Source organism: Geofilum rubicundum JCM 15548 (assembly GCF_000974365.1).
Taxonomy (GTDB): Bacteria; Bacteroidota; Bacteroidia; order Bacteroidales; family Marinilabiliaceae; genus Geofilum; species Geofilum rubicundum.
The window spans coordinates 1-13,678 of sequence record NZ_BAZW01000002.1 but is presented as its reverse complement, the minus strand read 5'-3'; the positions used below and the strand labels follow the sequence as shown (position 1 = coordinate 13,678).

General features: G+C 43.9%; 12 protein-coding genes and 1 pseudogene. 1 reads left to right on the top strand and 12 read right to left on the bottom strand.

Annotated elements, in window-relative coordinates; all coding sequences use genetic code 11:
• The first annotated feature begins 1 nt into the window (after position 1).
• Entirely contained in the window at positions 2-1,018 is a 1,017-nt protein-coding gene (locus JCM15548_RS01440) for a glycosyltransferase (RefSeq protein WP_062122120.1), read from the top strand.
• A 24-nt stretch (positions 1,019-1,042) separates the two neighbouring features.
• Here the strand turns inward: JCM15548_RS01440 and JCM15548_RS01435 are convergent, their stop codons facing one another.
• The 12 genes and pseudogenes from JCM15548_RS01435 to JCM15548_RS01385 all read right to left on the bottom strand — a co-directional run bounded on the left by JCM15548_RS01435 (position 1,043) and on the right by JCM15548_RS01385 (position 13,597).
• Positions 1,043-2,140, bottom strand: a complete 1,098-nt coding sequence (locus tag JCM15548_RS01435) for a glycosyltransferase (protein WP_062122119.1) — start codon at positions 2,138-2,140, stop codon at positions 1,043-1,045.
• 11 nt (positions 2,141-2,151) lie between these two features.
• Positions 2,152-2,769 (bottom strand): glycosyltransferase family 4 protein, encoded by a 618-nt coding sequence (locus JCM15548_RS22540; protein WP_227625323.1) that lies wholly within the window; start codon positions 2,767-2,769, stop codon positions 2,152-2,154.
• 2 nt (positions 2,770-2,771) lie between these two features.
• Positions 2,772-3,197, bottom strand: coding sequence for a glycosyltransferase (locus tag JCM15548_RS22535; RefSeq protein ID WP_227625322.1), 426 nt, complete (start codon positions 3,195-3,197; stop codon positions 2,772-2,774).
• 153 nt (positions 3,198-3,350) lie between these two features.
• Positions 3,351-4,295: a glycosyltransferase gene (locus JCM15548_RS01425; protein ID WP_062122118.1), complete on the bottom strand. Its 945-nt coding sequence runs from the start codon at positions 4,293-4,295 to the stop codon at positions 3,351-3,353.
• A gap of 13 nt (positions 4,296-4,308) precedes the next feature.
• Entirely contained in the window at positions 4,309-5,325 is a 1,017-nt protein-coding gene (locus JCM15548_RS01420) for an NAD-dependent epimerase/dehydratase family protein (protein WP_227625321.1), read from the bottom strand.
• Positions 5,315-6,403 carry a glycosyltransferase family 4 protein gene (locus tag JCM15548_RS01415; protein ID WP_062122117.1) on the bottom strand — a complete coding sequence of 363 codons (1,089 nt, stop codon included), beginning with the start codon at positions 6,401-6,403 and terminating at the stop codon, positions 5,315-5,317. The genes JCM15548_RS01420 and JCM15548_RS01415 overlap by 11 nt, the downstream gene beginning before the upstream one ends.
• A 53-nt stretch (positions 6,404-6,456) precedes the next feature.
• The gene (locus JCM15548_RS01410) at positions 6,457-7,494 is read right to left on the bottom strand and encodes a glycosyltransferase family 9 protein (RefSeq protein WP_062122116.1); all 1,038 of its coding nucleotides are present in this window, start codon (positions 7,492-7,494) and stop codon (positions 6,457-6,459) included.
• A complete protein-coding gene (locus tag JCM15548_RS01405) occupies positions 7,491-8,099 on the bottom strand; it encodes a DUF4254 domain-containing protein (protein ID WP_062122115.1) in 609 nt (202 codons plus the stop codon). The genes JCM15548_RS01410 and JCM15548_RS01405 overlap by 4 nt, the downstream gene beginning before the upstream one ends.
• Positions 8,100-8,253: 154 nt before the next feature.
• Positions 8,254-8,472 (bottom strand): F0F1 ATP synthase subunit delta/epsilon, encoded by a 219-nt coding sequence (locus JCM15548_RS01400; protein WP_227625320.1) that lies wholly within the window; start codon positions 8,470-8,472, stop codon positions 8,254-8,256.
• A gap of 58 nt (positions 8,473-8,530) precedes the next feature.
• Positions 8,531-10,045, bottom strand: a complete 1,515-nt coding sequence (gene atpD, locus JCM15548_RS01395; protein ID WP_062122114.1) for a F0F1 ATP synthase subunit beta — start codon at positions 10,043-10,045, stop codon at positions 8,531-8,533.
• A 140-nt stretch (positions 10,046-10,185) separates the two neighbouring features.
• A pseudogene (locus JCM15548_RS01390) lies at positions 10,186-11,117 on the bottom strand (polyprenyl synthetase family protein).
• A gap of 77 nt (positions 11,118-11,194) precedes the next feature.
• Positions 11,195-13,597: an efflux RND transporter permease subunit gene (locus tag JCM15548_RS01385; protein WP_062122113.1), complete on the bottom strand. Its 2,403-nt coding sequence runs from the start codon at positions 13,595-13,597 to the stop codon at positions 11,195-11,197.
• Positions 13,598-13,678 lie beyond the last annotated feature (81 nt).

Here is a 13,678-nt window from a genome sequence, read left to right as displayed (position 1 = left end):
CATGAAAATCCTTTTTATTGCCAGCAGAAAATACGATTACCTTCAGGATGCCATCTTCTCAGGACTGGTAAAACAACTCGGCTGGAAAAATGTACATACCTTTTCCTTTTATAAAAACTTCTTTTTACCCGTTAAGAAATACCCCCGTAACATCGGTTATTCAAATCAGGCCCTGCTAAGCAAAAAGCTTTTTTTTAACAAAATAAGTCAGTACGACGTTATCATTCTGGCCGCTTGTAAGCCGGATGCTTTTAAAGACTACCTCTCTGTTTTGCCCCTCATATCCATTCATACAAAAACGGTATTTATTGATGGGGGCGATGCATCGCTCATTGGAGGAGATCTGAGCAGACTTGGACAGTCAAATTTATGGAACCAGGTCAACCAAAGGCCTTTCGACTACGTTTTTAAACGAGAGTATTTAAAAAATGAAGATTACCCCGAAAATGTTTTCCCTTGTCCTTTTGCCTTCAACTACAACGTCATTAAAGACATTAGAAAGTCAGCGTTTATTTATGATGTGACCTTTTGGGCCGTAGAATCTCATCCCGTCCGAACCAAAGCCTTGAACCTCCTATCTGACAAATTCGACTGTCAGGCCAATGGTACCACATCCAACCAAAGCTTCTATAAATATAAAAGAAAGGGTAACCGGTATCTTGAAGAACTGCAAAAAGCCAAAATCACACTCAATTTCAGAGGGGGTGGATGGGATACTTTAAGGTATTGGGAAGTCCCGGCTTTAGGCCGATTCATGGTATCTCAGGAACCAGGTATTGTCATCCCGAACAATTATGAACATGAAAAGCAGGCTGTTTTTGTTCCCAAGGATCTTTCGAATCTCATCGAGGTTTGCGATTATTACCTTAAAAACGAAAAGAAAAGGGAAGAAATAGCCAAAAGAGCTGAAATACACACCAAAGAATTTCATACCGACATCGCCAGATCAAAATACCTGCTGAAAATACTTAACCAAAAAATCATTCCGTCGCATTATTCCATGACCAATTCGGCCTAGCCTTAAACGAAAGGCCATTGTAGATTAGGGCCTGAGGACTAATAGATTGTAGCGATCAAAAATACGTTGGGTTACCATCTCTACAGTAAAATTTTCTTTGGCGAACAAAAAAGCATTCTGCGCCATTCTTTCAGCCGCTTCTTCATTTCTCAAAAGTTCCGCCACCTTTGAAGCAAAACAGGCAGCATCGCCAATATCGCATAAAAATCCTGTTTTCCCATCCTCAATAAGTTCTTCAGCCCCTCCGTTTTTAGCACTAACAACCGGTCTTTGGTGGACAAAGAAATCCAATATGGTTGAACCCAGTCCCTCTGATTTTGAAGTAAACAGAAGGAGGTCCAGCTGATTAATTATCTGATTCACATGGTTAAGAAACCCGGTAAAAGTCACCTTGTCACTTATGCCAAGTCGGGAAGAATACGCCAATAAATCGTTGTACAATGAACCATTCCCTATAATCACAAAATGAACCTTCTCCAATTTATCCAAAACCAATTTGGCAGAATCAAGAAAAGTGAAATGATCCTTTTCAAAAGATAGGGCAGCCACGTATGCTACGATTTTATTTTCCGACGGGATATTATATTTTTCTCTAAAGTTAAAACCCTCGCCCTTCTCAATATGGAAAGGCACCCCGGAAGGAATAACCGTGGTCCGGCTATCCGGAACAGATTTTTTAACCACCTGCTCAACGGCCTTCGAAATACAAATTATTTCATCAGCGTACCGGGAGGAGTACTTCAGTAAAGTGATTCGCTTCTGTTTAATTGGAAAAATAACCCGTCGATGAACAACCGTTTTTATGGAACTTCTGAAAATGAACCGGGCCAGGAAGGCAACGGTATGACCACGAGATTCATGACAATGAACAATGGCATACTTCTTCTTTAAATGCCATAGGGCAATCAGAAAAGGGACGAATAGAAACAGTCCGATATTAGAAAAACTTTTAAACGCCAGATCATTTTCTTCACAATAAGACTGTAAAGCACTGTTTTTCATACATATCAACAACTGGCCCACCCCTTTACCTTTTAAATTCTCCATAAGTAAAGCCACCTGACGTTCGCCTCCTCGCCAGGTATTTGCCATATTAATGTGAAGAATGCCAAATTCAAGCATGGTGGCGCTGGTTAATAAAGGTTCTTATTGAGTTCAGAATATATCTTTTCAAAGCTGTCAGCGATGTAACGGGGATTAAACCTTTCAACATACTGTTTTCCCTGGACTATCATATCCTGTTTTAGTTGTTCGTCTTCCAGAATATTGACAATCGCCTCTTTTAGCTCGATTTCATTGGAGGGATCTACATAGACAGAAGCAGGCCCCCCGGCCTCTTTAAAACATCCGCCTTTCGAAGTAATGACGGGTATTCCTGAATAAAGTGCTTCTATGATAGGAATCCCAAAACCCTCAAAAAGAGAAGGGTAAACAAACATTTGCGCTGATTGATAAAGGGCAGCCAATTCCTTGCTCGAAACCCCAGTCAAAAAAGTGACCTTATTCTCCAGCCCGTGGCTCTGTATATAAGCCTTAACATCGTTATAATAAGCCGTCTTAGCCCCGACAACAACGAGGTGAATATTGACCTCTTTGATGGCCTTAACAGCCAGCATGACATTTTTTCGTTGCTCTATTGTTCCCACATTTAAAATATACGCTTCCGGCAACCGAAAACGCTCAAGCAATTTTTTCCGCTCCTGGATGGAAAAAGACGTTCTGAAAACATCCTGACATCCCTGATAGACCACCCTTATTTTTCAGCATCAATGCCGAAAAAATCAATGATATCCTGTTTGGTTTGTTCGCTGACCGCTACGACCATATCTGCATTGTTAACAGCATATTGGGCTTTATACTTATGAATTTTATAATCAATAAATGAATAGAATTTGGGAAAGCGCAAAAAGATCAGATCATGAATGGTTACAACAACGGGGATGCCCGTTTTTCGAATTCCAAGAGGAATTTCACCTGTTAATCCATGAAAGATATCAACCTGATCATGCAGTAGATCTTTACAAACATTTTTTTGACGCCACAAATTATAAAAGAAAGTATCCCGTTTATTTTTAGGCCTCTTCTCGGTCACATTGTCGAAAGAATTCAAAAACAAGTTGTTTTTAGATTCCTTCGGATTGTACAGCAGATATTTATTATCAGGATAGTGTTGACTCATTATTCGAACAAGATCTCTACTGTAGTTGCCCAACCCGGTCCGGTTGTGTATATCCTTTTAGCATCAAATCCTATTTTCATACTCATTCAAATTTTAAATTGTGCCAACCTCCCAGTTGATGGTCACAAGTTTATGCATATGGATATTCGTCATCTAGCAACTTTGCATCGTTCTTTTAAAATAATGCTGAATTGTAAATAAAGCAATTATTTCCTCCTGCTTTTTATCTAAAAACGGTGTTACATGCCTGTGCGCATTCTCAATGATTTTCAAAGCCTGATCCGTATTCTCCATATAATAATTCAGCTTTTCCTCCAAATCAGAAAAGTCATCCGCGATGGCCACATAATGGTAATCCGGTATTAAGGCTCCTTCCATAAACCAGGTTTCAAATTTGGGAATTGGCATAACTGCCAGAGAGTTGGATGACATAACCCACTTCAGATTTGTGGCCACATCATTACCTTCCAAACACAAAATAAATTTGCATTTAAGATGTTGACGAATAGAAGCTTTTGAAACGAGCCATTGCGGATTTCTTCCATCATCATTTATCTTACCAATATCACACAGTGGATGATTAAAATACTTTTCTAAAAACAATTCCCTGTGTGGCTGCAATTTAAAAACCTTGGCCCTGCCAAATAGCCTATTCTCCTTTTCCTCAAAGGGTATTCGATCCTTTACGAAATTAAAATGCCTTACTTCATTCAATTTAAGTAAAACCGAATTTCGGTTATCATTACCAACGGGCCGGCTCTTCACAAAAGCAGGTTCCGAGGGAACTTCTGTGATATCACCAAAGCGATATTGAAACCGACAATTTTCGGGAAAGTACCGCAGATACTTAATAAGATCAAAAAAATAAGTTTTCAATTGATGTCTGTATCTAAAGTCCCCTATACGTGTGGATTCATCCAAATTTAATTCAGCACCGGGCAGAAGTTTATTATAATAATTGACCCGTTTAAGCAGGTTCTCCTGATCACCCTCCTGTACCTGACTAAGAATACGTCGGTATTCTCCTTGAAAAACCCCGCGAGGTGCCAAAAGGCGCAGATAATTCCTGAAGTAGTAACCAAACTTATTCTTACCCATCGTTTTAAATTCTTTAATAACTAAAAGTCAGTCTGCCATCCAAAAAATAATCATTATACCATATCATAAATTGATTTAAGCCTTCTTGAAGATCTACCCCGGGATTATATCCAAAATCCCTCTGGGCAGCTGAAATGTCGGCACAGGTGAAAATCACGTCCCCCGCCTGCATGGGCAAATAGTCGATTTGGGCTTTTTGTCCGATGGCCGCCTCCAGCGCCTGAATGAAATCCATTATTTTGACCGGATGGTTGTTGCCCAGGTTATAAATCCTATAGCTGGGAAGGAGATCCAGACGGTCGATGAGCTGGTGAACACCGGCCACAATATCATCAATATAGGTGAAATCACGGACCATTTCTCCCTTGTTGAAAACCGGAATGGTTTCCCCTTTGAGAATTTTCTTGGTAAAGGAAAAGTAGGCCATGTCGGGTCTGCCCCAGGGGCCATAGACGGAAAAGAAACGCAAACCGATGGTCTGCATGCCAAATTGCTTGGCATAAGAGTAGGCCATCAGTTCATTGGCCTTTTTGGTGGCGGCATAAAGGGATTCCGGCTCATCGGTCGGGCCATTCTCGGAAAAGGGTCCATCGGAGCGATTGCCATAAACCGAGCTTGAAGAGGCAAACAGAAATTTGGAAATGCCGTGTTGCCGACAGGCTTCAATGACATTAACAAAACCAATCAGGTTGCTTTCTGCGTATTTATGCGGGGCATCCAGACTGTAACGCACGCCTGCCTGAGCGGCCAGATGAATGACCATGTCAAATTTATTGGCGGCAAACAATCCTTCCAGATCGGTTCGCTGGCAAATGTTGACAGCCGAAAAACCAAAATTGGGCGAACGCCTCAACAGTTCGATGCGATCGTGTTTGATTTGCGTTGAATAATAGCCATTCATGGAATCGATACCAAAGACTTCATAGCCGTTTTCCATTAACGACCTGGAAAGGTGGTATCCGATAAAACCGGCTACACCGGTAATTAAAATCTTCTTATACTTTTGTTCAGGTTCCAAACTATCCTTCAATTTTAGATTTTAAAAAAACTTCCACCTCATCCAACATTTTCTCTTCTGAAAAATCTTCCCTCATTCGTTTTAAGGCATTGACAGACAATTGATGAGCCAAATCCGGCTGACTGGTCACCTGCTGCAGGCCTTCATATAAAGCGGCCGCATCTCCTGGTCGGATCAATAGGCCATCTACCTCATTTCGTATTAATTCATTGTTGCCGTTGACGGCCGTTACGACACAGCATTTACCCAGTCCCATGGCCTCCATCACCGAGTTGGGCATCCCTTCATAAAAGGAAGGAAGCACAAATAAATCGGCGCCCTTCACGTAGGGGACCACATCCTCAATGAAACCCAGAAAGCGGACCTGCTCCGTCAGCCCAGCGACTTCCACCCGGCTTTTCAGTTTCTTTTCCAGCTTGCCTTTTCCGGCAATAAAAAACACCCAGTTTTTATTCGCATCTCTGGCCATACCAGCTGTCTCAATGAGCACTTCATAGCCTTTTTGCCGGGCCAGTCGACCGGTACTGACAATTACAACAGCATCCTCTGTAAGGTCGAATTGCTTTCGAAAATCAAAGGCCTTAAACTGATCCGGCGGTGTATAGCCATTAAAAATCACCTTCACAAAATCGGGGGAAAACCATGCATAACTGTCGTACTCTTTTTTAATCGAGCCCGAATTGGTAATGACCCCATGGATCATTTTGGTAAAGATGAATTTGTATTTCCATTTCTTACGAATGAGTTGCAATCCATGTCGCGCAATGACCGATACCTCGCCTGCCAACCAAGCGGCCACAGCCGCAATTTTGGTGTCTTTATTCTGTCCGCAAACCACGATCTCCGTCTGATTTTGCTTCAGAAATCTCAACAACCTGAAGAATCCGGGCACATCAAAATCGGTTTTAAAGGAAATGGGAGCAACCGCTAAATCTTTGGCTTTGGCATTGCGACAGATCAACGAATGGGGGGCACAGCCAATCACGACATCGTGGCCTCTGGCTTTAAGTCCCGAGGCCGTCATGAGCATCCACTTTTCGCCACCTCCCCATTTTTTTGACCCAATTGAATTAAGAAAAAGTATCCGCATCTGCCATTAATTACCGACCATTATTCGGCCTTTTAAAAATTTGCTTCCCCTTACTATGCCTGGATGATACGGGAAATTTTTTGAATAACCATTTCAGGCGAAATCCGCTGCATGCAGGCAAAATCGCCCCGGTGACAAGGTTTGTTGCCAAAAACCGAACAGGGACGACAGGCCAATTCTGTCTGAACAGCTGAATCGGGATCCTGGCCCCAGCCATAAAATCCGGCATAGGGGTGCGTGGCACCCCAAATGCTGACCACAGGGGTTTCCACCAGACTGGCCAGATGCATATTGGCCGAATCCATGGAAACCATGACATCCAACTGCCCCATCAAACGCAATTCATCGTCCATGCCGTATTGACCAGCCAAATTGTGAATCTGACTTCTGCCAAGGGCCCACTTGGCCAACTGCTCCTGCTCAGCTCCCCGACCGCCAAACAGAAATATCCGGAAGCCTCTTTTTTCCATCTCTTCCACCAAAACACGGGCCTTTTCTTCCGGCCACATTTTCCAGGGATGTTTGGCAAAGGGGGCAAAACCCACCTTAACACTTTCTCCCTTCATGCATTCAAAGGTCTTTGTCTCCTTAGCCAGGCCATATAACTGCCGTCCGGGGAAAGGTCCCAAATGAAAGTCTAATCCGGCCTCTAGAAAAACCTGACGGTAATTATCGAAGGAAGTTGCGAGCGGCCTAAAAATTTTATGGGTTTTCCGGGTAAGGGCTTTTTTAGGGGCCCGGCCTTTATCGATGGAAAAAGAGGAAACGCCGGCCAACCGAAACAGCGTTTTAAGCACTTGCGTTCTTAAAACACCATGCAAATCGACCATAAAATCAAACGGTCCCTCCTTCCTCAAATCGAGGAACAACCGAACCAATCCGCCAAAACCTTTATAACGACCATTAAAATCAACGCCAATAAAACGGACATTGCTTAAGGGTTCAAAGAGCTTTCCAACAAAAGGTCGGGAAACAAAGACCATTTCATAGTCCGGATACTGCTTTGTGAAAGACCACAAAACAGGAATGGTCATGGCCACATCCCCCAGAGCACTGAACCTAAAAACCAGTATACGCTTTACTCTGCTCACTTTCCGGTTTTATATAAAACGGGGTTTAAAGCAGGATCATTGTACATTTTCATCTGCTTATACAGCTTCATATACTTGCGACCTGCTTCAATGTCGGCCAACAATTCATCAATGGCACCACTCAAATCCACCCTTTGCGTCAGTAAAACGTCCAGTTTTTTCTGACAGGTGGCTTTGTGCTCCGGTGAAGCATTGCTGCGCAGGGTTTCCTGCTTCATGTGATAAATTTTCAGTGCCAGGATGGATAGGCGATCCACGGCCCATGCAGGCGTCTCGGTATTTAATCCGGCCTCCTTTTGGGGTACAACCCCTTGGTATTTCTCCATGAAATAGCCATCGATAAACTCAACCAGATCGGTTCTTTCCTGATTGGAATGATCAATCCGACGCTTGATTTTAAGCGCTTCCACCGGGTCGATTTCAGGATTACGAATGATATCTTCGAGGTGCCACTGAACGGCATCTATCCAGTTTTTGGAGAACAATAAAAATTCAATGGATCCTTCCTTATAGGGATTCACAGGTGTAGCATCAACATTATCAAATTCATGATAGTGCTCCGTGGTGGCATCAAAAATGGTGTTGCAAAGTTGACTAAAACTCATAGCATCTGTATTTAAAAGTTATAAGGCAAACAAAGGTATCAAATTTTACGAAACAAATATGCCCTTGCAACTGCGGTTGCAGTAGCAAGGACATTAAAAAGGTCAAAAACATATCTCTTAGTCGTCCCAAAACATATGGCAGCTCATCGCTAAACTACAAATCTTCAGGCTTTACGGAAACCTGAGGCGGATGTTCCATGAGTACCGTCATGTGGTTGTCCTTACATTCAACAACACCCTTACGGCAAGGGAAAAACCGTTCAACACCATCTTTACTAATAATACGAATGTTTCCCTCAATTAAGGTAGATATGATGGGGGCATGATCACGAAGAATGGTAAAACGTCCCGTAGTACCCGGTACTTCCACCATCCGACTGGACCTTCAAATAGAATTTCCTCGGGGGTCACCACTTCAAGATACAGGTCCATCATTTTCTACGTGCCTCCTTTAAAAGTTTCTCCCCTTTTTCGATGGCTTCTTCAATGGTCCCCACCAAATTAAAGGCCGATTCCGGATATTTGTCCATCTCACCCTTGAGTATCATATTAAAACCCTTAATGGTGTCCTCAATGGAAACCCGGGCTCCCTGCAATCCGGTAAACTGTTCGGCCACAAAAAACGGTTGGGATAAAAAGCGCTGAACCCTGCGGGCCCTGTGCACCACCACTTTATCCTCCTCCGACAGTTCTTCCATACCCAGAATGGCAATAATATCCTGCAATTCTTTATAGCGCTGAAGGATTTCTTTCACATTTTGCGCCGTTCTGTAATGCTCTTCCCCCACAATCTCAGGGGTTAGTATCCGGGAGGTTGAGTCCAGGGGATCCACTGCCGGATAAATACCCAGTTCGGATATTTTTCTGCTCAAAACGGTGGTGGCATCCAAATGGGTAAAAGTCGTTGCCGGTGCCGGGTCGGTCAGGTCATCCGCCGGCACATATACGGCCTGAACGGAAGTAATGGACCCGTTTTTTGTGGAGGTGATCCGCTCCTGCAGGGCACCCATCTCTGAAGACAGGGTGGGCTGATAGCCCACCGCAGAGGGCATGCGACCCAGTAAAGCCGATACTTCAGATCCCGCCTGTGTAAAGCGGAAAATATTGTCAATAAAAAGCAGAATGTCTCTTCCCGCGTCACCACCGTCACCATCCCGGAATCCTTCGGCAATGGTTAAGGCCGACAGGGCCACGCGTAATCTGGCGCCCGGAGGTTCATTCATCTGCCCAAAGACCATGCTCACCTGACTTTCCTTGAGGGCATCGGGATCTACTTTGCTCAAATCCCAATGGCCGGCTTCCATGCTCTTTTTAAATTCTTCCCCATAATCCACAATACCGGATTCTATCATCTCCCTCAGCAAGTCATTCCCCTCACGGGTACGTTCTCCTACTCCGCCAAAAACAGACAGACCGGCGTATCCTTTGGCAATGTTGTTAATTAATTCCTGTATCAACACGGTTTTTCCCACGCCGGCACCCCCAAACAAGCCAATTTTGCCGCCTTTGGAATAGGGTTCAATCAAATCGATGACCTTGATTCCAGTGAACAGGATTTCGGTTTCTGTAGAAAGGTCTTCGTAATCCGGCGCTTCCTTGTGAATGGGGGCACGTCGCTCCGTTTTAACTTCTCCGAGCCCGTCAATGGCTCTTCCAACCACATTTAACAAGCGGCCCTTAACCGGTTCACCCAATGGCATGGAAATGGGCATCCCGCGTGAAACAACGGTCATTCCTCTTTGCAGGCCATCGGTTGAATCCATGGCTATACAGCGAATGGTATGTTCTCCAATGTGTTGCTGACACTCAATGACAACTTTGTTGTTGTCGGAAGCCAAAATCTCAAGGGCATCGTCTATATTGGGTAGTTCAGGAAATTGTATATCAAATTCGACATCGACTACCGGACCTATTACCTGGATGACCTTTCCTGTTAATTGTGCCATGTTAAAATAATAAAGTTATAATGCGTTTGGCATAGTATGCGACTGATAGCTAAAAGTTACACAAAATTATCAGACCTAATCCCATTAAATCCGTTAAAATAAATAAACCCCTCCTCCACCTAAACGAAAAACAGACTTTCCTATCTGGAACGTTCCATTAACCCGTAGGCAAAGGTTTTTAATTCCTCCTGAATGGCAGCAGATCCACCAGCTTGTTCTAAATGCAACAAGGCTTTCTGAAGAAATTCATTCATACGCTTTTTAGCACTAATAGAAACGTTGGCATCCTCATAAAGGTTACGAACGGCCTTAACTTTTTCGTCCCGATCAAAATCCTTCTTATCGATCCAAAACTGAAGTTCCTTTTTTCCCGCGGCTGAAAGGTTGTTTAAGGCGTTAATTAAAAGAAAGGTTTTTTTATTGGTAACGATATCTCCCCCAATGTTTTTTCCAAAGGTGGCGGCATCCCCAAAAACATCCAGCCAATCGTCCTGCAACTGAAACGAAATGCCGGCATCCATGCCAAACTGATAGAGGTGATGCGCTGCCTCTGGCGAAGCGCCCCCAATGATGGCACCTGTTTTTAAACTCGCCCCAAGCAATACGGCGGTTTTAAGTCGTATCATTTCAATATAATCGGTCTCGGTAATGTCGTTTCGTGATTCATACAGCACATCGTACTGCTGTCCCTCACAGACTTCCAGGCCTGTCTGACTAAACAGTTCCAAAACGGGACCCAGGGCTTTTTGGGGGGTCCGACTGATGAGCTGGTAGGCCAGAATCATCATGGCATCTCCCGATAGAATGGCTGTATTATCATCCACTTTTTATGCACGGTGGGCGCATTGCGCCGCATCTCTGAACCATCCATAATGTCATCGTGCAAAAGTGTGAAATTATGAAAGACCTCCAGCCCCAGAGCCGGGTATAAGCTGTCAGACACTTTCTCTGTATGGTATAAGCTACAACCCAACAGGCACAGAGCTGGTCGAATGCGTTTACCTCCCAGGGATAAAACATAACGAATGGGCTCATACAATCCGGCCGGCTCGCGTTGTTGCACCAGGGACATTAATGCCTGGTCGATTCTTTCACGATACGTTTCTAATAACATCATAATAAGGGGGCTATGTTAAACTTCTTTTTATATTATTGCCGCTCACTTTCGGTACCGGACTTCAAAGGCCAGTCGTCCTCCACATCTGTTTCATCCCCTTCCTCATAAATGCCCATTACCGGTTCCTTAAACGATTGGTTGGTAATCATCCTTTCAAGGGTAAGCAGTAGTGAAGGTAATAAAATTAGATTGGCAAACAAGGCCACAAAGAGGGTAAATGCCACCAACAAGCCCAGTGCCAACGTCCCTCCGAATTCCGACATACTGAAAACACCGAAGCCAAAAAACAAAATAATGGAGGTGTAAACCATACTTAAACCGGTTTCTTTGGTGGCCAAAATAACGGCCGCCCTTATGTTCCAGTTGGTTTCACTTAATTCTTGCCGATACTTGGCCAAAAAGTGAATGGTATCATCCACCGAAATACCAAAGGCAATGCTGAACACAAGGATGGTGGACGGTTTAATGGGAATGTTAAAATACCCCATAAGGGCCGCCGTTGTAATTAAAGGAAGCAGGTTAGGGAGTAGCGAAACAATAACCATGCGCTTTGAACTAAACATCCATGCCATAAAAGAGGCAATTAAAACAATGGCCAGGGATAAACTGAGGAATAAATTACGAATCAAATAGTTGGTCCCTTTAAAAAAAACTATACTGGCGCCCGTGACCATGGTGTCATAATCTTCTTTTGGAAAAACCTCCTCAATAAAACCATTGACTTTGGTCTCCAACTCCCCCATTCGTGTAGTTCCGATATCGGCCATGCGCAGACTAATACGGGCTTTTTGCCGGGTAGAGTCCATGAAAGTATTCACCAACCCCATGCTTGCCTGACCATCGCCCTGCAAATAGGAAAGGATGAAATTCCGCTCCCGTGCATTGGGAACATCATAGAAGTTGGGATGTCCGTTATAATAGGCCTGTTTCGAAAATTTCACGACCTCCAGAAAAGACAAAGGTTTTGAAAATTCGGGAAAAGAGTCCAGGCGCTGCTGCAGCACATCCATCTTTTGCATATTTCCCGTTTGCATAACCCCCCGGGGCGTTTGCGTATCGATCACAATTTCCAGAGGCATTAATCCGCCAAAGTGATCTTCAAAAAACATAAGGTCCGCATACAAGGCATGATCGTGGGGCACATCGTCCAGCATGTACCCGGTGGTATGCATGCGTGAAATGCCATATCCGCCGGCTAAAAGCAACAAAGCCGACACCAGGTAAACCCCTTTTCGGTGATACAGCGATACCTGCAGTAACTGATCAACGAATCCGGTCATCCATTTGCGGTCCAGATGTTTGGTATGCCGCTCCTGCGGATCCCCTAAAAAACTATAAATGATGGGGATGAGCAAAAGAGATAAAACAAACACCACCATAATATTAATGGCGGCGACAATGCCAAATTCTACCAAAAGGCGACTACTGGTAAAAATAAAAGTGGCAAAACCACTGGCGGTGGTCAGATTCGTTAAAAAGGTGGCATTCCCGATTTTTCGGATCATGCGCTGTAGCGATTTGATGCGGTTGCCATGCTTGCGAAACTCCTGATGGTATTTGTTCAACATAAATACCGAATTCGGAATACCAATAACAATAATCAAAGGGGGTATCATGCCCGTCAGAATGGTCACCTTGAACCCCAGCAAGGCCTGACTGCCGAGTGCCCAAACAACAGCTATACCAACGATGAGCATCGAAAACAAAACGACTTTAAAGGACCGGAAAAACAGAAAAATAACCAGAGCGGTAATGCCCAGGGTTAATAAAATGAACATATTCAGTTCCCGCTTAACCATTTCAGCCGTTTCAACCCGGATAAATGGTAAGCCTGAATAGTGCAGGGGGGTACCATTGCCCTTTTCGTAACGGGCGCCGGCCGCTTTAATATTTTCGATGAGCTGGACGCGTTCCGGACTCTGAAGAACTTCAGGGACCAAAAATACCGCCATCAGATAGGCTTTGGTCTTTTTGTTATACAGGAGCCCTTCATAAACAGGCAAACGTTCGAAGACCTGACGCAATGAGTCCAGATCCGACTGGGCATGGCGATCTGGAAAAATTTTCTGCAATTCAAATTTCCGAAGGGCCGTATTTCGTTGAAGATCATAGGCGTCCAGTACAGAAAAAACTTCGCTTACACCGTGAATGGCCTCCAGCTCTTGCTTCAATTGCCGCCATCTGTCCACATGCCCTACACCAAAAAAAAGGGAGTCCTGAACCCCCAATACGACCACTTCACCTTCATTGCCAAAGACTTTGGCAAAGTATTCATTGTCCAAAAAAGCCGGATCGTCCTCTGGCAGCAAAGGTGCATATTGATAAGACATCTCTATCCGCTGTGACTGAAATCCCATAAATGCTGTGACAACAGCTAAAAGCACTAATATGGCTATTCGGTTCTTTAATATCGTCCGCGCAACGCTAACCCACATAGTTGTTCAATAAAAATATGACCAATAAAAATGACGCGAATTTACAGAAAAATTCAACCAAATTAAATTTTGTTTCTTCTA

Bases quoted from the DNA above. Each gene is read 5' to 3' on its own strand.
- JCM15548_RS01440 (WP_062122120.1), top strand. From the start codon at position 2: ATGAAAATCCTTTTTATTGCCAGCAGAAAATACGATTACCTTCAGGAT.
- JCM15548_RS01435 (WP_062122119.1), bottom strand. From the start codon at position 2,140: ATGCTTGAATTTGGCATTCTTCACATTAATATGGCAAATACCTGGCGA.
- JCM15548_RS22535 (WP_227625322.1), bottom strand. From the start codon at position 3,197: ATGAGTCAACACTATCCTGATAATAAATATCTGCTGTACAATCCGAAG.
- JCM15548_RS01425 (WP_062122118.1), bottom strand. From the start codon at position 4,295: ATGGGTAAGAATAAGTTTGGTTACTACTTCAGGAATTATCTGCGCCTT.
- JCM15548_RS01415 (WP_062122117.1), bottom strand. From the start codon at position 6,403: ATGCGGATACTTTTTCTTAATTCAATTGGGTCAAAAAAATGGGGAGGT.
- JCM15548_RS01405 (WP_062122115.1), bottom strand. From the start codon at position 8,099: ATGAGTTTTAGTCAACTTTGCAACACCATTTTTGATGCCACCACGGAG.
- JCM15548_RS01400 (WP_227625320.1), bottom strand. From the start codon at position 8,472: ATGGTGGAAGTACCGGGTACTACGGGACGTTTTACCATTCTTCGTGAT.
- atpD (WP_062122114.1), bottom strand. From the start codon at position 10,045: ATGGCACAATTAACAGGAAAGGTCATCCAGGTAATAGGTCCGGTAGTC.
- JCM15548_RS01385 (WP_062122113.1), bottom strand. From the start codon at position 13,597: ATGTGGGTTAGCGTTGCGCGGACGATATTAAAGAACCGAATAGCCATA.